The following is a 16991-nucleotide window of genomic DNA, read 5'->3' as shown; positions in this document are numbered from 1 at the left end:
ACGGCGCCCGGGGGGAACGCCATGACACACATCGCCTGGTTCGTATGCTGGACCTCGGCCGCGCTGCTGGCCCATGTCTTCGTCGGATATCCGGTACTGGTCTGGCTGCTGGCGCGCCTGCGCCCGCGACCAGTGGCACGGGCGGAGTTCCTGCCCACGGTGAGCATCGTGCTCGCCGTGCATGACGGCGAGCGCCACATCCGCGCCAAGCTCGCCAATCTGAGGCAGCTGGATTACCCGACTGCGTTGGTCGACATCGTCCTGGTGTGCGACGGATGCCACGATGCGACGGTGGCCATGGCGCGCCGCTCGACGGACCCGCGCCTGACCGTGCTCGACCATCCGAACCGCCGCGGGAAAGCCGCCTGCCTGAATGATGCCGTTGCCCTCACGCGCGGCGAGGTGCTGCTGTTCACCGATGTACGCCAGCGTCTTTCGCCCATGGCGTTGAAGGAACTGGTCGCCAACCTCGGCGACCCGGCCGTGGGTGCGGTGACCGGCGAGCTGCATATGGAGAATGTGCGCAGCGGCTTCGCCCAGGGCGTGGACTTCTACTGGCGCTACGAGAAAGGCATCCGCCACGCCGAGAGCCTCTCGGGTTCCACGATTGGCGTCACCGGCGCGATCTACGCGATGCGCCGCTCGCTCTTCAAGCCGCTTCCGCCCGGTACGGTGCTGGACGACGTCCTCGTGCCGATGCGGGTCGCCGCGCAGGGCAAGCGTGTCGTGTTCGAGCCGAAGGCCATGGCCTGGGACGAGCCGTCACAGGTTCCGGCCGACGAGCGGCGCCGCAAGATCCGTACGCTTGCCGGCAACTACCAGCTCATCCAGCTCGCGCCATGGCTCCTCCTGCCTTGGTGCAATCCGCTCTGGTTCCGTTTCATCAGCCATAAGCTGTTGCGCCTGTTGGCGCCGTGGCTGATGGTCGCCCTCACCCTCAGCAGCGGACTGCTGGTGACGCGGCACCCGATGTACGCGATCGCGTTCGGCGGGCTGGTCGCAGGCCTGCTGCTCGTCGGGCTGGCACGCCTGCAACCGCCGCTGGGCCGGCTGTTGCCGCTGCGCATCGCGGTCGCCTTCTTCTACCTCAATCTCTTCGCCGCACAGGCGCTCCTCGCCTTCGCACGCAACCGCAGGCTCCATATATGGTGAACGACACGACCCCGCGCGGCGCACCCGGCCTTCGCGGCCGGCTCGGCGAACTCTGTTACACCAGCGGGTTGCTGCACTCGCTGCAGCGCGTGCGCGCCTGGTGGCAACGTGACCTGCGCATCCTCGCCTACCACCGCGTGATGCCATTGCCGGACCCGGACACCTACGAATTCGACCTGGAACTCATCAGCACGCCGCCGCTCGAGTTCCGCGAGCAGATGCTGCGACTGAAGAAGCATTTCCGGCCGATGCGCCTCACCGACGTGGTCGCCGCGCTGGACGCCGGCGAGGCCCTGCCACCGGACACCGTGGCGGTGACCTTCGACGACGGCTACGACGACAACTACCGCATCGCTGCGCCCATCCTCGACGAGCTCGGCGTGCCCGCCACCTTCTTCGTGTCGACGGGGCATATCGACACGGGCCGGCCGTATGCGTACGACTGGCTGGTGCACATGATCCTGCTCACGAAGGCCACGAGGCTGGTGCTGCCCGAGCTGTCGATCGACGTGGCGCTTCCGGCGGAGCGCGCGTTGCGCCGGCGCATCGCGGGCAACGTGCTGTTGCGCATGAAGTGGCTCGACGCCCTCGAGCAGACCGCGATGACCGAACGACTGGAAGCGGAATGGAACATGCCGTCGGCGAAGGCCCGGCCCGCCGACTGCCGGCCGATGACCTGGGACCAGGCGCGCGAGATGGAGGCGGCCGGTCTCGAATTCGGCTCGCACGGCGTGCACCACCGCATGTTGGCCCGCCTGCCGCAGGACGAGATGGAACGCGAAATCCGTGCCTCCAAGGCCACGCTGGATCGCGAACTGCGTCATCCCGCCGTGCTCATGTCGTACCCCGTCGGCGGAGATCGCGCGTACAACGCCGCGGTGATCGCGGCCACGCGCAACGCCGGCTTCCAACTGGCTTGCAGCTACGTCTGCGGCACCAATGCGGAACCCAGTGAGAACCGCTATTCGCTCAGTCGCCTTCCGGTGGAGAGCAACATGGGTCCGGGCTGGTTCGCCGCGATGCTGGCGCTCCCGCAGCTGATGAGCTATCCCACGCCGCCGCACGCGGCGACGGGTCCGAGGGAATCGACATGTTCCCCCTGATCCTGCTTTATGTGGTGCTCACCATCATCCGGCCGCAGGATTATGTGCCCGGGCTCGACACCGTGCCGATCCTGCCGCTCGTGTTGCTCATGGCCTTCGCCGCATGGCTGGTCTCGAACGCGAAGACCTTCGAGGCGCCGCAGTTCGTGATCCTTCCGGCGTTCCTGCTGATCCTCATGGTCTCCCAGGTCACCAATGGCTGGACCGGCGGCGCGGTGGACGAACTGGCCCGCTTCGGCCCCGTGGTGATCGCCTTCTTCGTCTTCGGCGCTTCGTGCAGCACACAGAAACGCGTGCAGTTGGCCATGGCCGTGTTCGTGGCGTGTGCAGCGGTCCTCGCACTGCACGGCGTACAACAGGCGAGCGTGGGCGTCGGTTGGACCGGCATCCCGTTGGGTGATGGCGGCCGCATCCAGTACGTGGGCATCTTCAACGATCCCAACGACCTGGGCCTGCTCTTCGCGGCCACGCTGCCCATGGCCGTCTTCCTCGGCCGCAAGGGCGCGGGTGCGATGCGGCCTGTCTGGCTGGCCGCCGCCCTGCTCCTGCTCTACGGCACCTACCTCACCAACTCGCGCGGCGCCATGCTCGCCGTGCTCGTCGTCGCCGGCTGCTACATCTGGTATCGCAAGGGGATCGTCGTGGCGGGCATGCTCGGCGTCGTGGGCCTCGCGGCCATGAAGCTGCTCTCCTCGCGCATGGACGAACTGGACGCGGGTGAAGAGTCCGCCGCGGGCCGAGTCGACGCCTGGTATTCCGGCCTGGAGATGTTCCGCGAGAATCCGCTCTTCGGGGTGGGTCCGGGCAACTTCACCGAATACAACGACCTGACCGCGCACAACTCCTTCGTGCTCGTACTGGCGGAAACCGGCTTCGTCGGCTTCGTGCTGTGGCTGGCCTTCGTCTCCTACGGTTTCCTCATGATGTTGGCGATCGTGCGCCATGAGCGGCCGGAGGACGCCGATCCAGCCGTGCGCGCGGCATGGACGAACGAACGGCAGATGGCGCTTGCCCTGCTGCTGTCGTTGTGTGGCCTGTTCGCCGCGGCCTTCTTCCTCAGTCGCAGCTACATGGTGGTGCTCTACCTGATCGCGGCAATGGTCGCCGGTTACTACGTGGGCGCGCGCCGGCGCTGGCCGGAGTTGCCGATGTTCCGCCTTTCCCAGGGCGGTTGGCGCTGGGTGCCCGCCGGCGCGTGCAGCGTGTTCGCCCTTTTCGTCCTCGTCGCCGTGCTGCTGCGAACCACATGAAGACCTACGAGACACTCCTGCGCCGCGTCCTCTGGCCCGCTTACGAAGGCGGCCTGCGTCGTCGCGACACGCCACGGCACATGCGCCGCTACGAGCGCGAGCAGTGGCTCGCGCCCAAGGAGATCCAGGCCCTGCAGTTCGAAAGGCTGAAACGCCTGCTCGACTGGTGCTACCGCGAGGTCCCGTTCTACCGGCGCCGCTGGGACGCGCTGGGCATCGCGCCCCGCGACATCCGCAGCATGGACGACTACGCAAAGCTGCCGGTGCTCACGAAGGCCGACATCCGCGAGCATGCTGACGACTTGAAGGCCACCTCGTTGAAGGCGTCCCTGTCCTATAAGGCCACGGGCGGCTCGACGGGCGAGCCGTTGCGCTTCGGGTATACCCGCGAGAGCAACGACCGCCGCGTGGCGGTGATGTGGCGCGGCTACGGCTGGGCCGGCTCCCGCATGGGCCGGCGCACGTTGTTCCTCTGGGGCGGTGCCGTGGGCGATCCCACCAAGTCGCACCAGATGAAGGACCGCATCTACAACGCCGTCTTCGCGCGCAAGCTGCTGGACAGCTTCCGCATGAGCGAAGCCACCATGGCCGACTATGCCGATGCCATCGACGCCTATCGGCCCGAAGTGATCGTCGCCTATGTCGGGCCGCTGGTGCGGCTGGCGGAGTGGCTGATCGCCGAGGGCCGGCAGGTCGCGCGGCCCGCCTCGATCATCGGCGCGGCCGAGGCGTTGCATCCCTTCCAGCGCGAGATCGTCGAGCGCGCCTTCGGTGCGCCGGCTTTCAACACCTATGGCTGCCGCGAATTCATGCTTATCGCGTCGGAGTGCGAACACCGCGACGGGCTGCATATCAACGCGGACCACCTCGTGGTGGAGACGCTGGATGGGCAGGGCCTGCCGACGCACACCGGCAGCGGCGAAGTCGCCATCACCGACCTGTTCAACTACGGCATGCCCTTCATCCGCTACGTGAACGGCGACATGGCGACACCGTCGACGGCGCGCTGCCCGTGTGGCCGGGGCTTGCCCATGCTCGCCTCCGTGGACGGCAGGAAGCTCGATGCCATCCGCACGCCCGCCGGGCACGTCCTGCCGGGCGAGTTCTTTCCGCACATGCTCAAGGACGTGCCCGGCCTGACGCGCTTCCAGCTCGTGCAACGCCGCCTCGACCGCCTCGACCTGTCGATCGTGCGCGGCAACGACTTCGAGGATGCCTCGCTCGACTACATCCGGCGCGAAGTCGCCAAAGTGCTCGGCGACAGCGCGGAACTGCACTGCCATTTCGTCGACGACATACCGCTTACCCGCAGCGGCAAGCTGCGCGTCACCGTTTCGGAGCTGGTTCCGTGAACATCACCCACTTCGTCGAAAACCTGAATCGGGGCGGCCTGGAGCGCATGGTGCTCGACCTCGTCAAGGAGCAGCATCGCCAGGGCCATAAGGTGCAGGTCGTGTGCCTGTTCGAGCGCGGCTCGCTGGCATGGGAACTCGACGCGCTTGGCATCCCGGTCTGGGCGTGCCACAAGCGCAAGGGCTTCGACTTTCGGGCCCTCGGCCGTGCGCGGCAGTGGCTGGCTACGCACTTCACCGAGGTCCTGCATACGCATAACGCGGTCGCGCACTACCAGGCCGTCCTCGCCAGTGCCGGCATGGGGATCCGCCAGGTCGTGAATACGCGGCATGGCATGGGCGCGCAACGCAAACCCGGACGCCGGGAGTGGCTGTTCCGCCGTGCACTCGCCGCCACGGACGCCGTGGTCGCGGTCTGCGAAGCGGCGCGCAACGATGCGGTGCGCCGCGGCATCGCCCCAGCTGGAAAAACCTGCGTGGTGCCCAACGGTATCGTCCTGGACGGATTCGACGTCGCCTCGGACGCCATGCACGAGCGCCTCACGCGGCTGATCCGTGTCCCGCCGGGCACGCGGATCATCGGGACGGTTGGGCGGCTCAATTGGGCGAAGGACCAGGCCGGCCTGATTCGCGCCTTCCGCATCGTGCGGCACGCTCGCCCCGATACCGCGTTGGTGCTGGTCGGCGACGGCGAACTGAAGGAGACGTTGCGCGCCTGCGCCTTCGACGAAGGCGTGGCCGGTTGCGTGCATTTCCTCGGCGACCGCGACGACGTCCGCGACCTGCTGCAGGGGTTCGACCTGTTCGCCTTGTCATCGGTGACGGAGGGCTATTCGATGGCCTTGCTGGAAGCCTGCGCGGCGGGCCTGCCCATCGTCGCCACCGATGTGGGCGGCAACGCCGAAATCGTGCGCGACGAAGCCACCGGCCGGTTGGTGCCGCCGTGCGACCCGCCTGCCCTCGCGAACGCCATCCTCGAGCTGTTGCACGCATCGCATCGTGCCTCCCGGCTCGGACTGGCGGCGCGCGCCTGGGTGGAGACGAACGGCTCCATGCAGGCCATGGCCGCGCGTTACGGTCAGCTCTACTTCGGCGACATGGAACCGGTCTCGTGAAGGTCCTGGTCGTCACCAACCTTTTCCCGACGCCCTGGGACCCTCGCCGCGGCACCTTCAACCGGCAGCAATTCCAACGCCTGGCCGAACGCCACGAGGTGGATGTCCTGACCGCGGTGGATTTCCGCGAACGCAGGGGCGCGGGCGCCGGCAAGGTCGACGTGCCCGGCGTGAGGCGCGACCATTTCACCTTCTACCACCCGCCCGGCATCGGCCGTTTCCTCAACGCGGTCTGCTTCTTCATCTGCATCGCCTGGCAGCGTGGCCGGCAGCTGCGCCGCGCGCACTATGACGTGATGCTTGCTAGCTGGGCGTACCCGGATGCCGCGGGCGCGGCGTGGCTCGCGCGCCTGCTCGGCATCCCGTACGTCGTCAAGGTGCATGGCAGCGACCTCAACGTGCAGGCGGAAGCGCGGCTACGCCGGCCGCAGATCCGTTCGGCGCTGCGTGGCGCAGGCGGCGTGATCGCGGTCAGCCAGGCACTCGCCCGGAAGGCGACGGCCCTCGGTGCACGCGAGGACGATGTCGAAGCCGTCTACAACGGCGTGGACACCGTCCTGTTCCACCAAGGTGACCGCCTTGCGGCCCGACAGCGCCTTGGCCTGCCCCTCACGGTGCCGATCGTGCTCTATGTGGGCAACCTGAAGGCGACCAAGGGCTGTCACGACCTCATCGAGGCGTTCCCGGCGCTCGTCCGGCGACACCCCGATGCGCGACTGGTGTACGTCGGCGACGGCGCGAGCCGCGCCAATCTGGAGGACCGTGCCGCCTCGCTGTGTTGCGCCCCCGCGGTGAGCTTCGCCGGTGCGGTCGACCACGCCGCGCTGGCCGACTGGTTCCGCGCGGCAAACGTGCTATGCCTTCCGAGCCATAACGAAGGCGTGCCGAACGTGGTATTGGAAGCCATGGCCTGCGGTATCCCCATTGTCGCCACCACCGTCGGTGGCATCCCCGAGGTCGTCCCCGACCTCGCGGGCATCCTCGTGCCGCCGCACCAGTCGCACGAACTGGGCGTCGCGCTGGTGGAAGCCTTCGAGCGCCACTTCGATCCCGAGGCGATCGCGGCGCACGCAGCGACCTTTCGCTGGGACGAGAACATCGACCGGGTCGAGCGAGTACTTGCTCGAGCCGCCCTGCGCTCGCGCGAGCCTGGCTTGCCAAACCACATACCGAACACATGAACTGGAAACCGAAAAAGCACGACCTGCTCGGCCTCTTGCCGGAAAACCTCGTCCTGACCCGGACGCGGGACGCCGACCTGCGCTACCTGAGTTTCGACGACGGCCCCGATCCGGCGCATACGCCCAGGCTTCTCGACACGCTGGCGAAGCACAGTGTAAAGGCGAGTTTCTTCCTCGTCGGCGAGAAGATCGAACAGCACCCGGAGATCGTGACGCGACTGGTCGACGAGGGGCACATGATCGGCAACCACTCGTACAGTCATTGGTCCTTCCGGAACATGAACCTGACGAAGCAGTTGGACGAGGTGTACCGCACCGACGCGCTGCTGCGCCTGTTCGACGACCGGCCGCACCACCGCATGCGCCCTCCACACGGTTACGTGGGCGCGCAACTGCTCGCCCATTTCGCCCGGCGTCGCCGTAGCCTCGTGTACTGGTCGTACGACAGCCTGGACTACCAGGATCGCCCCGTCGAAGCGTTGATCGACCGCCTGCGCAACGATCCCCCCGGCGCCGGTGACATCGTGCTCATGCACGACGACAGCGACAAGGCAGCCGGTGCGCTGGACGTACTCCTGCCGGAATGGATGGATCAGGGGATGCGATTCGCGGCGCTGCCAGGAAGCGCGTCATGAGGATCCTGTACCACCATCGCACGCGCGGTCGTCATGTCGAAGGCGTCCATATCCGCGGCATCGTGGGAGCGCTGCGCGAGCTGGGGCACACTGTATCCGTGATGTCGTTCCCCGGCGCCGATCCCGAACGGGAAAGCGCGGATCACCAAGCCGTTGGCCGCGGCCGGCTGGCCGCCGTCGTCACGAGGCTGCCCGGCATGGTGTTCGAAATGTTCGAGCTTCTGTACAACGCCGTCACCCTCGTGCGCATGGGACGAGCCTGGCGGAACGCGCCGCCGCAGCTGATCTACGAGCGCTATTCGTTGTTCCTGTTCGCCACGATCTGGCTGGCCCGGAAGCGTGGCGTGCCGCTCGTGCTGGAGATCAACGATTCGGCCCTCGTCGAACGCGTCCGTCCACTGGCCATGCGCAAGCTCGCCCGTCGCATCGAGGGCTGGTGTTTCCGCAACGCCACTGGGCTCGTCTTCATCTCCACCTATTTCCGCGACATCGCCGCCGAGGCCTATGGCGCAGTCGCCCCCTCCGTGGTTTCGCCGAACGCCGTGGACCTGCCCCGATTCGATCCGTCGCGGTTCGATCGCGATCGCCTGCGTGCGGAGCGGGGACTCACCGGCCGCACGGTATGCGGCCACATCGGGGTGTTTGCCCATTGGCACGGCGTCGACGGCTTCGTCGAAGCCATCGCCCACCGTCTGGAGAGCGTACCCGACCTCGCCCTGGTCTTCGTGGGCGATGGAAAGACGCTTCCTGCCGTGCGCGAACTCATCGCGGCCCGTGGTCTTTCCGACCGCGTGCTCCTGCCGGGACGCGTGCCACACGACGAGGTGGCGAGCTGGATCGCCTGCATGGATTACGCCGTGCTGCCGAACTCCAATCATTATGGCTCGCCCATGAAGCTGTTCGAGTTCATGGGCATGGGCGTCGCGGTGGTCGCACCGGACTACGCACCGGTGGCGGAAGTGATCGCCGACGGCCGCACAGGCTGGCTTTTCCCGCGCGGTGACGCCGCGGCCTGCGTCGAGCGGGTGCTCGAACTTGCCCTGAAGGCGGATGAACGCCGGCGTGTGGGTGACGCCGCGCGCGATTACATCGCCAGCGAGCGGCAGTGGCGCAACAACGCCGAACAACTGCTCACCCTGGTGCCCGCCGGAGCAACCGCGTGATCGCCCTCGCCTTCCTTACGTTCATCCTCCTCGCCGCGATCGCCCTGGTCACTATCGCGATCCGCGCCCGCAACATGCAGTACTGGCTGTGGGGCTATCTCACCCGGTCCAAGCCGCCGAAGGCGGACGGACCGGTCCACGTGCTGTTCTGCTTCGTGGACCATTTCGAACCGAACTGGGGCCGCGTCGACATGGAAACCCAGCGACGTCGCGTGGATCGCTGGTGCACCGACTATCGAGCGATGGCGTCGCGCCATCGCGACGCGGACGGGCGCATGCCGCAGCACAGCTTCTTTTATCCCGAGGAAGAATACGTCGAGGAACACCTGGACAAGCTCGCCGCCCTCTGCGCCGATGGCTATGGCGAAATCGAAATCCACCTCCACCACGATAACGACACGCCAGAGAACTTCGTCGCCACCATGGATCGCTTCAACCGCCTGCTGCACGAGAAGCACGGCGCGTTGCCCCGCGATCCGGCGACCGGCCAATTGCGCTTCGCCTTCATCCACGGGAACTGGTGCCTGGATAACTCGCGCGCAGACGGACGCTGGTGTGGCATCGACAACGAACTGATCCTCCTGCGCGAACTGGGCTGCTATGCCGACTTCACCCTGCCCTCGGCACCGAGCGACACCCAGACACGCATGTCGAATGCCATCTACTACGCCACCGACGACCCGCATCGCTGCAAGTCGCACGACACTGGCGAACCGATGCGCGTGGGCGGCAAGCCTGTCGGCGACCTGCTCATCATCCAGGGCCCGCTGGGCCTGAACTGGAAGGACCGCCGCTTCGGCATCGTGCCGCGCATCGAGAACTCCGATGTCCGCAAGGGCTGTCCGCCGTCGCGCACGCGCGTCGACCAGTGGGTGCGGACGGGCATCCACGTCGAAGGCCGGCCCGAGTGGGTGTTCGTGAAGGTACACACGCACGGCACCCAGGAACGCGACATGGACACCCTGCTCGGCAAGCCCGTCGACGACATGCACGCCTATCTGGAATCGGCCTACAACGACGGCCGCAACCACGTGCTCCATTACGTGACGGCGCGCGAGATGTACAACATCGCGAAGGCCGCCGAAGCGGGCATGACTGGCGATCCGGGGCTGTATAGGGACTTCGAACTGGCGAAACCCGGAAAATCTCAACCCGTTGACTCAGTCGGAACCGATCCTGTCGGAGAAAGCCAGATCGCGGCGGGATGACATTGTCTAACACCGCGCGCCTCCATTAGGATGCCGCGCATGCCCCGTCACGTGCCACGCCTCTTCACTCGCCTTCGCCGCTGCCGCGGCGTATGGGTGCTTGCGCTGGCGGTGTTGCTGTTCAAGGTCGCCATGTCGACCTTCTGTGTCATGGACGGGCCTCGCCTCTCCTTCGTCGTCGAAACGGCGGGCAGCACGCTAGCGGAGAGTGACAACGACGCGCGCGCCGATGCCGTCTCACCCGATGACGACTATTGCGTCCTCGGCGAGGGGAGCGGCTGCCACTGCACCTGCACGCATGCCGTCGCCCTGCCGGTAGACGATGCCGTGGTCGTCACCGCCGTCTTGCTATCGCGCATCGGCGCCCCGGCTCTCGCCACCGTGTCACCGAGCTTCCCCCGCTCGCCGCTCCGCCCACCGATCGCCTGAAGCCGTACCGCCCGACGTCAGCCGCATCCGCGGCACGTCGATTCGTGTCCGACTTCCTGGAGATCCACCCATGTCTTTCCTGCGTACCGCGCCCTGGGGCGCCGCGTGCGTGTGGATGGCCGCCAGTGCCATCGCCTCACCCTTCCCCGTCGCGCCGAACGAAACTTCGGCCCCGCCGGCCGTGCGCGACGCCGTGCGGCGCGTCTGGACGGACAGTCCCGATGTGCAGGCAGCGGATGCCGAGCGGCGAGCCGCCACTGCGCGAGCCCGTGCCGCCGCGAACCCCATCTACAACCCTTCACTCACCGTCGAAGGCGAGAACGCCGACGTCGATCGCCGCACGGTCGGCGCCAGCCTGACGCTGGATCTCGGCGGCAAGCGCCGTGCGCGCATGGCCGAGGGCGAGGCCGCGATGCGTGCGAGCGAAGCCGGTTATACGATGCGTCGACGCGATGTCGCGACGGCATGGCTCAAGGCATGGAGCGCAAGCCTCCTGGCCGCGCGACAGATCGATCTCGGCCGGCGGCGTGTCGACCTGATGCGCCGCTTCGACGAACTGGCGGCGCAACGCCTCGCCGTCGGTGACATCGCCACCACCGAGCGCGACCTGGCCGCCCTGGCCCTGGCAGAAGCCGAGCTCCAGCAAGCCTCCCTCGCTGCCCAGGAAGCAGCCGCACGCGCGGCGCTCGCCGCCGTGGATGCCCATGGCGACGCGCTACTTCCACCGCTTCCCTCGAGTTTGCCGCCTGCCGCGGAAAGGTGGGTTCCGCTCGCCGTCGCCGACCGACCCGACGTCGTCGAAGCGCTAGCGGAGCAAGCGCGCGCGGACGCCGGCGTCGCCATAGCGCTCAGCGCACGCAGGCCGGATCCCACCGTCGGTCTCACCGGCGGGTCCGTACGCATCGGCGCGCGCAGCGATCGCGTCGTCGGGGTCAACGTTTCCATCCCCTTGCCCGTACTGAACACCGGACGCGCCGAGGTCACGGCCGCGCACGCCGGCGTGGATGCCGCCGTCGCCCGCCGGCAGGCCATCGAGTTGCGCTCAGGTGCCGTGCTGGAACAGCGACGCGCCACCTATGCCGCGCTGCGTTTCGCTGCCACGACGATCCGGGGCACTCCGGCGTTGGCGCTCGACGAGCGCGCCGGATTGCTCGAGCGCCTGTGGCAAGCCGGCGAAATCGGCAGCTCCGACTACCTCGTGCAACTGAAGCAAAGCCTCGACACCGCGCTGTCCGGCGTCACCCTCGAGAACCAGGCCTGGGAGGCCTGGTTCGACTACCTCTCCGCCGCGGGTCGTCTCGACGACTGGATCGACGGCACCGCCCAGGAAGCGTCCCGATGAATGCCGTCCTCCGTTCCATCGTTCCCTTCGCCGCCGGCCTTTTCGCGATCGCCGCCTCTCCCGGGCACGCGCTCGCGGAGGAATATCCCGACCCGCTGCGACTCGACGCCGCGGCTATCCGGGAGGCCGGCATCGTCGTCGAGGTCCTGAAGCCCCGCGCCATCGCCGAAACGCTGGCGGCCCCCGGTGAGGTGAAAGTGGATGCCTATTCGACGGTGCTGGTGTCGCCGCGAATCGCCGCACAGGTCGTCACGCGCAAGGCCCGGCTCGGCGACCTCGTGGCTGCCGGCACTCCCCTGCTGGAGCTGTCGGCCGTGGAAGTGGCGGAGGCCCAGGGCCAGCTGCTCGTCGCCAGCCAGGACTGGGAGCGCGTCGCGGCGCTCGGCAAGCAGGCCGTCTCCGCGCGGCGCTACAACGAGGCACTGGTGGCCCGCGACCAGGCACGCGCGAAGTTGCACGCATACGGCCTGTCGGACGGCCAGGTTTCGGGCCTGATACGGCGTGGCTCGTCGGCGGCCGACGGTCGCTTCGAACTACAGGCGCCGCAAGCCGGACGGGTGACCAGCGACGACTTCCTGGTCGGCCAGCGCGTGGAGCCGGGCCAGACGCTGTTCACCATCGTCACCGAAGACACCGTCTGGGTCGAAGCGCGGCTGACACCTGCCGCTGCCGCGACCGTGAAGCCCGGCGACGCCACGAGCATCCTTGCCCAAGGGATGACCTTCCCTGGCAAGGTCGTCCAGCGCTCGCACCGGAGCGACGAAACCACGCGCACCGTCGCCGTGCGCATCCGTGTCGACAACCGCGAGGATCTACTGCATCCCGGTGAGCTGGTCGAAGCCCGCATAGCGACCGGTGCCTCCATCGAACGGCTCGCCGTGCCTGCCGACGCGGTATTCCTGCTGCAGGGCCAGACGACGGTCTTCGTTCGGGCCCGCGAACCGGGGCGGTTCGAGCCGGTCGCCGTGGAAACGGGGGCCACCGTGGGCGAATGGACGCCCGTCGTGCGCGGGTTACGCGCAGGCGACGCGTACGTCAGCAAGGGTGCCTTCGCCTTGAAGGGCCGCCTGCTGCGCTCCCAGTTGGGAGAGCACTGATGCTGCGACAACTCGTCGAACTCTCGCTCCGTTACAAGCTGCTCGTGCTGGTCGGTGCTGCACTGATCGCCCTGCTTGGCGTGCGCGCCGCGGCCGACCTGCCCATCGATGCGTTCCCCGACGTGACACCAGTGCAGGTGAACGTCTACACCGAGGCGCCAGGACTCGCCGCCGAAGACGTGGAAGCCCTGCTCACGGTCCCCGTGGAGTCGGCCCTCGCCGGCTTGCCCGGCGTGAGCGATGTCCGTTCGGTGAGTCTGTTCGGGCTCTCGTTCGTCTCCGTGTATTTCGACGACGACACGGACACCTACTTCGCGCGGCAACTCGTGAACGAACGCCTGCAGCAGGTGGGCGAACGGCTCCCGGCGGGTTACGGTAAGCCCGAGATGGGACCGAACACATCCGGGCTCGGCCAGGTGTTCTGGTACACCGTCGAGCGCACGGCGCCGAATTCACCAGACGCGCCCTCCGGCATGGACCTGCGCACGCTGCAGGACTGGACGCTGCGACTCGTGCTGCGTACCGCCCCCGGCGTCGACGACGTCACCTCCTGGGGCGGGCAAGAGAAGCAATACCAGGTGCGTATCGATCCCCTTCGACTTACGGGGCATCGGCTCTCCCTGCATGACGTGTTGCAAGCGGTGCAGGCGAACAACGCGCAGGTCGGCGGTCATGCCATCGATGTCGGGCGGGAACAATACCTCGTTCGCGGCCTCGGCCTTCTCCGCGACACGCAGGACATCGGTCGTATCGTTCTGAAGAGCGAGAACGGAACGCCGGTCTACCTGCGTGACGTCGCGTCCGTCGTGGAGGCCGGCGCGCCGCGCACAGGCGCCGTGACCCGCGATGGCAAGGAGGTCGTCCTCGGCATGGCCCTCGCCCGCATCGGCGAGAATGCACGCGATGTCGTCGAGGGCGTGAAGGCGAAGCTGGAGGCCCTGAAGCGCGCGTTACCGCCCGGAGTGGCCGTCCGACCCGTCTATGAACGCAGCGACCTGGTGGATGCCGCCGTGGGCACGGCAACGCGTGCCCTGGTCGAAGGCGCCATCCTCGTCGCCCTCGTGCTGTTCCTGTTCCTCGGCGAGCTGCGCAGCGCGCTCATCGTCATCGCCACCCTGCCGCTGGCGATGCTGATTGCCGCCCTTTGTATGGCCCAGGCGGGGCTGACGGCCAACCTCATGTCCCTGGCCGGGCTGGCGATCGGGATCGGCATGATCGTGGACGGCGCCGTGGTGATGGTCGAGAACGCATTCCGGATCATGGCCGAGCGCAAAGCACTCGGCGAGCCGGTGGACCGTGTCGCGGCCGTGCGCGACGCGGCGCATGAGGTCGCCGCGCCCGTGTCTTTCGCCATCCTCATCATCATCGTCGTCTTCCTTCCCCTGTTCAGCCTGCAGGGCCTGGAAGGCAAGATGTTCAAGCCGATGGCGTTCAACATCGCCTTCGCCATGGCGGGCTCGTTGCTACTCGCGCTGACCCTCGTGCCGGTCCTCGCGTCCCTGTTGCTCAAGCCGGGCGAAGACAAGGACACACGACTCGTGGGCTGGCTCAAACGGAACTATGCGCGCGCCCTGCGCTGGTCGCTGGCACACCGCGCCGTCGTGCTGGGTATCGCGGGCGGCGCGCTGCTCGGCTCCCTTGCGCTGTTCCCCTTCCTCGGCAAGGAGTTCATGCCGAACCTTCGCGAGGGGTCGATCATGTGGCGGATCACTTCGATCCCGTCCGCATCGCTGCAGGAATCGATCGACATCTCGCGCCGCGTCGCCGAACGCATCGAGCAGCGTTTTCCCGAAGTCGAGACCACGCTCGCGATGATCGGCCGCGCCGAGAAAGGCGAGACCGCGGATGTCAACTACATGGAGGTCTACACGCCGTTGAAACCGGCGTCCGCGTGGCGGCGGGGCCACACGCTCGAATCCATCCAGGAGGCCATGCAGGACGAACTGACCGACCTGCTGCCGACGGCGGTTGTGAGCTATACGCAGCCGATCCAGATGCGCATCGAGGAGCTCATCTCCGGTGTGCGCGCCACCCTTGCCTTGAAAATCTATGGTGAGGACCTGGCGGAACTCGACCGCCTGGGCAAGACGATGAAGGAGCTCCTCGCGGGCGTCGACGGCGTCGCCGACTTGTCGCTGGAGGCCAATGCCGGCAAGCCACAGCTCCGCATCGACGTCGACCGAGATGCGCTCGCGCGGCACGGGCTGAATGCCGACGACGTGCTCGCGGTAGTGCGTAACGGTATCGGCGGGGAATCCGTGGGCACGCTGCTCGACGGCGTGCGGCGTTATTCGATCGCGGTACGGCTGGACGACGACAGCAAGGCGTCCCCGGCCGCCATCGAGCGCATCCCACTCCGCGCGTCATCGGGCGCGCTGGTGCCCCTGGGCCAAGTAGCCCGCGTGAGTACCGCCGAAGGGTATTCGTTCATCCGTCGCGAGGCCCTGCAGCGCTACGCCGTCGTCGCCATGGATGTGCGTGGTCGCGACGTGGACAGCTTCGTCCGCGAGGCAGAGGCAAAGATCGCCACCGCCGTGAAACTCCCGCCAGGCTATTACACCGAATGGGGCGGCGCCTTCGAAAACCAGCAGCGTGCGCTGCATCGGCTTGCCATGATCGTACCGGCGACGATCTTCCTTATCTTCATCCTCTTGTACACGGCCTTCCATTCACTTCGGCTTGCCGGCCTCATCCTCACCAACGTTCCGTTCGCGGCCATCGGCGGCATCGTCGCCTTGGCGGTTACGGGCCAATACCTCTCGGTGCCGTCGGCCATCGGCTTCATCACCGTCTTCGGTGTGGCGATGTTGAACGGGATCGTGCTGGTAAGTTTCCTGAATGCGCGACGCGCGGCGGGCCTCCCGCTCGGCGACGCGATCGTCGAAGGCTCGGTGCTGCGCTTGCGACCCGTACTGATGACGGCGAGCGTCGCGATCCTCGGGCTCCTTCCCATGTTGCTTTCCACCGGCGTCGGCGCGGAAACGCAGCGGCCGCTGGCGACCGTGGTGGTCGGCGGTCTCGTGACCTCCACGCTGTTGACACTTCTGCTCTTGCCCGTCGTCTACGCCTGGATCGAACGGAACGCAAAACCAAAGTAGCGATCGAGCGACAACTCGGGATGGAACGGCACGACGCAGTATCGCTGCGGGTTTTCCCAGCGGTCCTGCAGTTCGTAGCCCAACGAGGTAATACCGCCGAGGAAATCGCGTTCGGCGGTGACCCTGTAGGGACAACACGCCGTACCTATGTTCTGCACCGTGAAATACGACTCCCGCATATGCACGGGCACCGAGTTGAGCAGCAGGAAACGAGGTTTCCGGTCCATCTTCGCGAGCATTTCCGCCAGCGAGTGGCGCAGGTATTGCAGCGAGCCGGCGGCGAACAGGACATCCGTCCCCGAGGCCTGCGCGACATCGTCCGCGAAACGAAGGCGGGCGTGCGGGTCGTGCTCGCTGGCCCAGCGCTCCCCTGCGGCGTTCACCGCGGGAACGTCCATGACGGTCCACCGGAGGTCCCGCGGATAGGCGAGGTACTTCTGGTAGGCGTAGTACGCGATGCCGATGTGGCCACCGATGTCGAAGACGCTGCGCGCCCCGTCGGCGAACCATCGGCCGAGCCAGTGCATCATCGGGTAGTCGTTGATGAACACACGGCGCGTGCGCTCGCGGTAAAGATCCGCGGACTCGGTGTTGTCGTAGCCGCTGGCATGGCCGGCCGGGATGCTGGCCTGGGCGTCATCGAAGGTGCGGAACACACCACGGTAGATGTGATGGGTCAAGGCACGATGAGCGAAGAACGCTTTCCTATAGCGTGCCTCGAGAAAGGTCCGAACCAACGGCAGCCGTGCCGTCGCCTCCTGGTACGGCCGGGAGCCGACTTGCGCATTCATGGGTGTCTCCGGAAACGGTGTTCGCGAGGACAGCTTGCGCCGCCGGCCCGTTTCTGCCCACCGGACCGGCGTCTA

The 16991-nt window shown here is 67.2% G+C and carries 14 protein-coding genes; 13 read left to right on the top strand and 1 reads right to left on the bottom strand.

What is annotated here, in order from left to right; genetic code table 11:
- The first annotated feature begins 21 nt into the window (after positions 1 to 21).
- From ACQKIE_RS03080 to ACQKIE_RS03020, 13 genes are all read left to right on the top strand, one after another.
- Positions 22 to 1152, top strand: a complete 1131-nt coding sequence (locus tag ACQKIE_RS03080) for a glycosyltransferase family 2 protein (RefSeq protein ID WP_427455652.1) — start codon at positions 22 to 24, stop codon at positions 1150 to 1152.
- Positions 1149 to 2255: a polysaccharide deacetylase family protein gene (locus tag ACQKIE_RS03075; RefSeq protein WP_427455650.1), complete on the top strand. Its 1107-nt coding sequence runs from the start codon at positions 1149 to 1151 to the stop codon at positions 2253 to 2255. The genes ACQKIE_RS03080 and ACQKIE_RS03075 overlap by 4 nt, the downstream gene beginning before the upstream one ends.
- Positions 2243 to 3505, top strand: a complete 1263-nt coding sequence (locus ACQKIE_RS03070) for an O-antigen ligase family protein (protein ID WP_427455648.1) — start codon at positions 2243 to 2245, stop codon at positions 3503 to 3505. The genes ACQKIE_RS03075 and ACQKIE_RS03070 overlap by 13 nt, the downstream gene beginning before the upstream one ends.
- Positions 3502 to 4857, top strand: coding sequence for a phenylacetate--CoA ligase family protein (locus ACQKIE_RS03065; protein ID WP_427455646.1), 1356 nt, complete (start codon positions 3502 to 3504; stop codon positions 4855 to 4857). The genes ACQKIE_RS03070 and ACQKIE_RS03065 overlap by 4 nt, the downstream gene beginning before the upstream one ends.
- Positions 4854 to 5972: a glycosyltransferase gene (locus ACQKIE_RS03060; RefSeq protein ID WP_427455644.1), complete on the top strand. Its 1119-nt coding sequence runs from the start codon at positions 4854 to 4856 to the stop codon at positions 5970 to 5972. Before ACQKIE_RS03065 ends, ACQKIE_RS03060 begins: the two co-directional genes overlap by 4 nt.
- Positions 5969 to 7153, top strand: coding sequence for a glycosyltransferase family 4 protein (locus tag ACQKIE_RS03055; RefSeq protein WP_427455642.1), 1185 nt, complete (start codon positions 5969 to 5971; stop codon positions 7151 to 7153). The genes ACQKIE_RS03060 and ACQKIE_RS03055 overlap by 4 nt, the downstream gene beginning before the upstream one ends.
- Positions 7150 to 7788 (top strand): polysaccharide deacetylase family protein, encoded by a 639-nt coding sequence (locus ACQKIE_RS03050; protein ID WP_427455640.1) that lies wholly within the window; start codon positions 7150 to 7152, stop codon positions 7786 to 7788. Before ACQKIE_RS03055 ends, ACQKIE_RS03050 begins: the two co-directional genes overlap by 4 nt.
- Positions 7785 to 8951, top strand: a complete 1167-nt coding sequence (locus tag ACQKIE_RS03045) for a glycosyltransferase family 4 protein (RefSeq protein WP_427455638.1) — start codon at positions 7785 to 7787, stop codon at positions 8949 to 8951. The genes ACQKIE_RS03050 and ACQKIE_RS03045 overlap by 4 nt, the downstream gene beginning before the upstream one ends.
- Positions 8948 to 10159, top strand: coding sequence for a hypothetical protein (locus tag ACQKIE_RS03040; protein ID WP_427455636.1), 1212 nt, complete (start codon positions 8948 to 8950; stop codon positions 10157 to 10159). Before ACQKIE_RS03045 ends, ACQKIE_RS03040 begins: the two co-directional genes overlap by 4 nt.
- A gap of 39 nt (positions 10160 to 10198) precedes the next feature.
- Positions 10199 to 10588, top strand: a complete 390-nt coding sequence (locus ACQKIE_RS03035) for a hypothetical protein (RefSeq protein WP_427455634.1) — start codon at positions 10199 to 10201, stop codon at positions 10586 to 10588.
- Positions 10589 to 10658: 70 nt separating this feature from the next.
- The gene (locus tag ACQKIE_RS03030) at positions 10659 to 11930 is read left to right on the top strand and encodes a TolC family protein (RefSeq protein ID WP_427455632.1); all 1272 of its coding nucleotides are present in this window, start codon (positions 10659 to 10661) and stop codon (positions 11928 to 11930) included.
- Positions 11927 to 13027 (top strand): efflux RND transporter periplasmic adaptor subunit, encoded by a 1101-nt coding sequence (locus ACQKIE_RS03025; RefSeq protein ID WP_427455630.1) that lies wholly within the window; start codon positions 11927 to 11929, stop codon positions 13025 to 13027. Before ACQKIE_RS03030 ends, ACQKIE_RS03025 begins: the two co-directional genes overlap by 4 nt.
- The gene (locus tag ACQKIE_RS03020) at positions 13027 to 16125 is read left to right on the top strand and encodes an efflux RND transporter permease subunit (RefSeq protein WP_427455628.1); all 3099 of its coding nucleotides are present in this window, start codon (positions 13027 to 13029) and stop codon (positions 16123 to 16125) included. Before ACQKIE_RS03025 ends, ACQKIE_RS03020 begins: the two co-directional genes overlap by 1 nt.
- Here ACQKIE_RS03020 and ACQKIE_RS03015 read toward each other — a convergent pair.
- Entirely contained in the window at positions 16089 to 16916 is an 828-nt protein-coding gene (locus ACQKIE_RS03015; RefSeq protein WP_427455626.1) for a TIGR04325 family methyltransferase, read from the bottom strand. The two genes, ACQKIE_RS03020 and ACQKIE_RS03015, sit on opposite strands and share 37 nt — an antisense overlap.
- Positions 16917 to 16991 lie beyond the last annotated feature (75 nt).

This window comes from Luteibacter sp. NPDC031894, assembly GCF_050273135.1.
Taxonomy (GTDB): Bacteria; Pseudomonadota; Gammaproteobacteria; order Xanthomonadales; family Rhodanobacteraceae; genus Luteibacter.
This window is presented reverse-complemented; position numbering and strand designations above follow the sequence as displayed.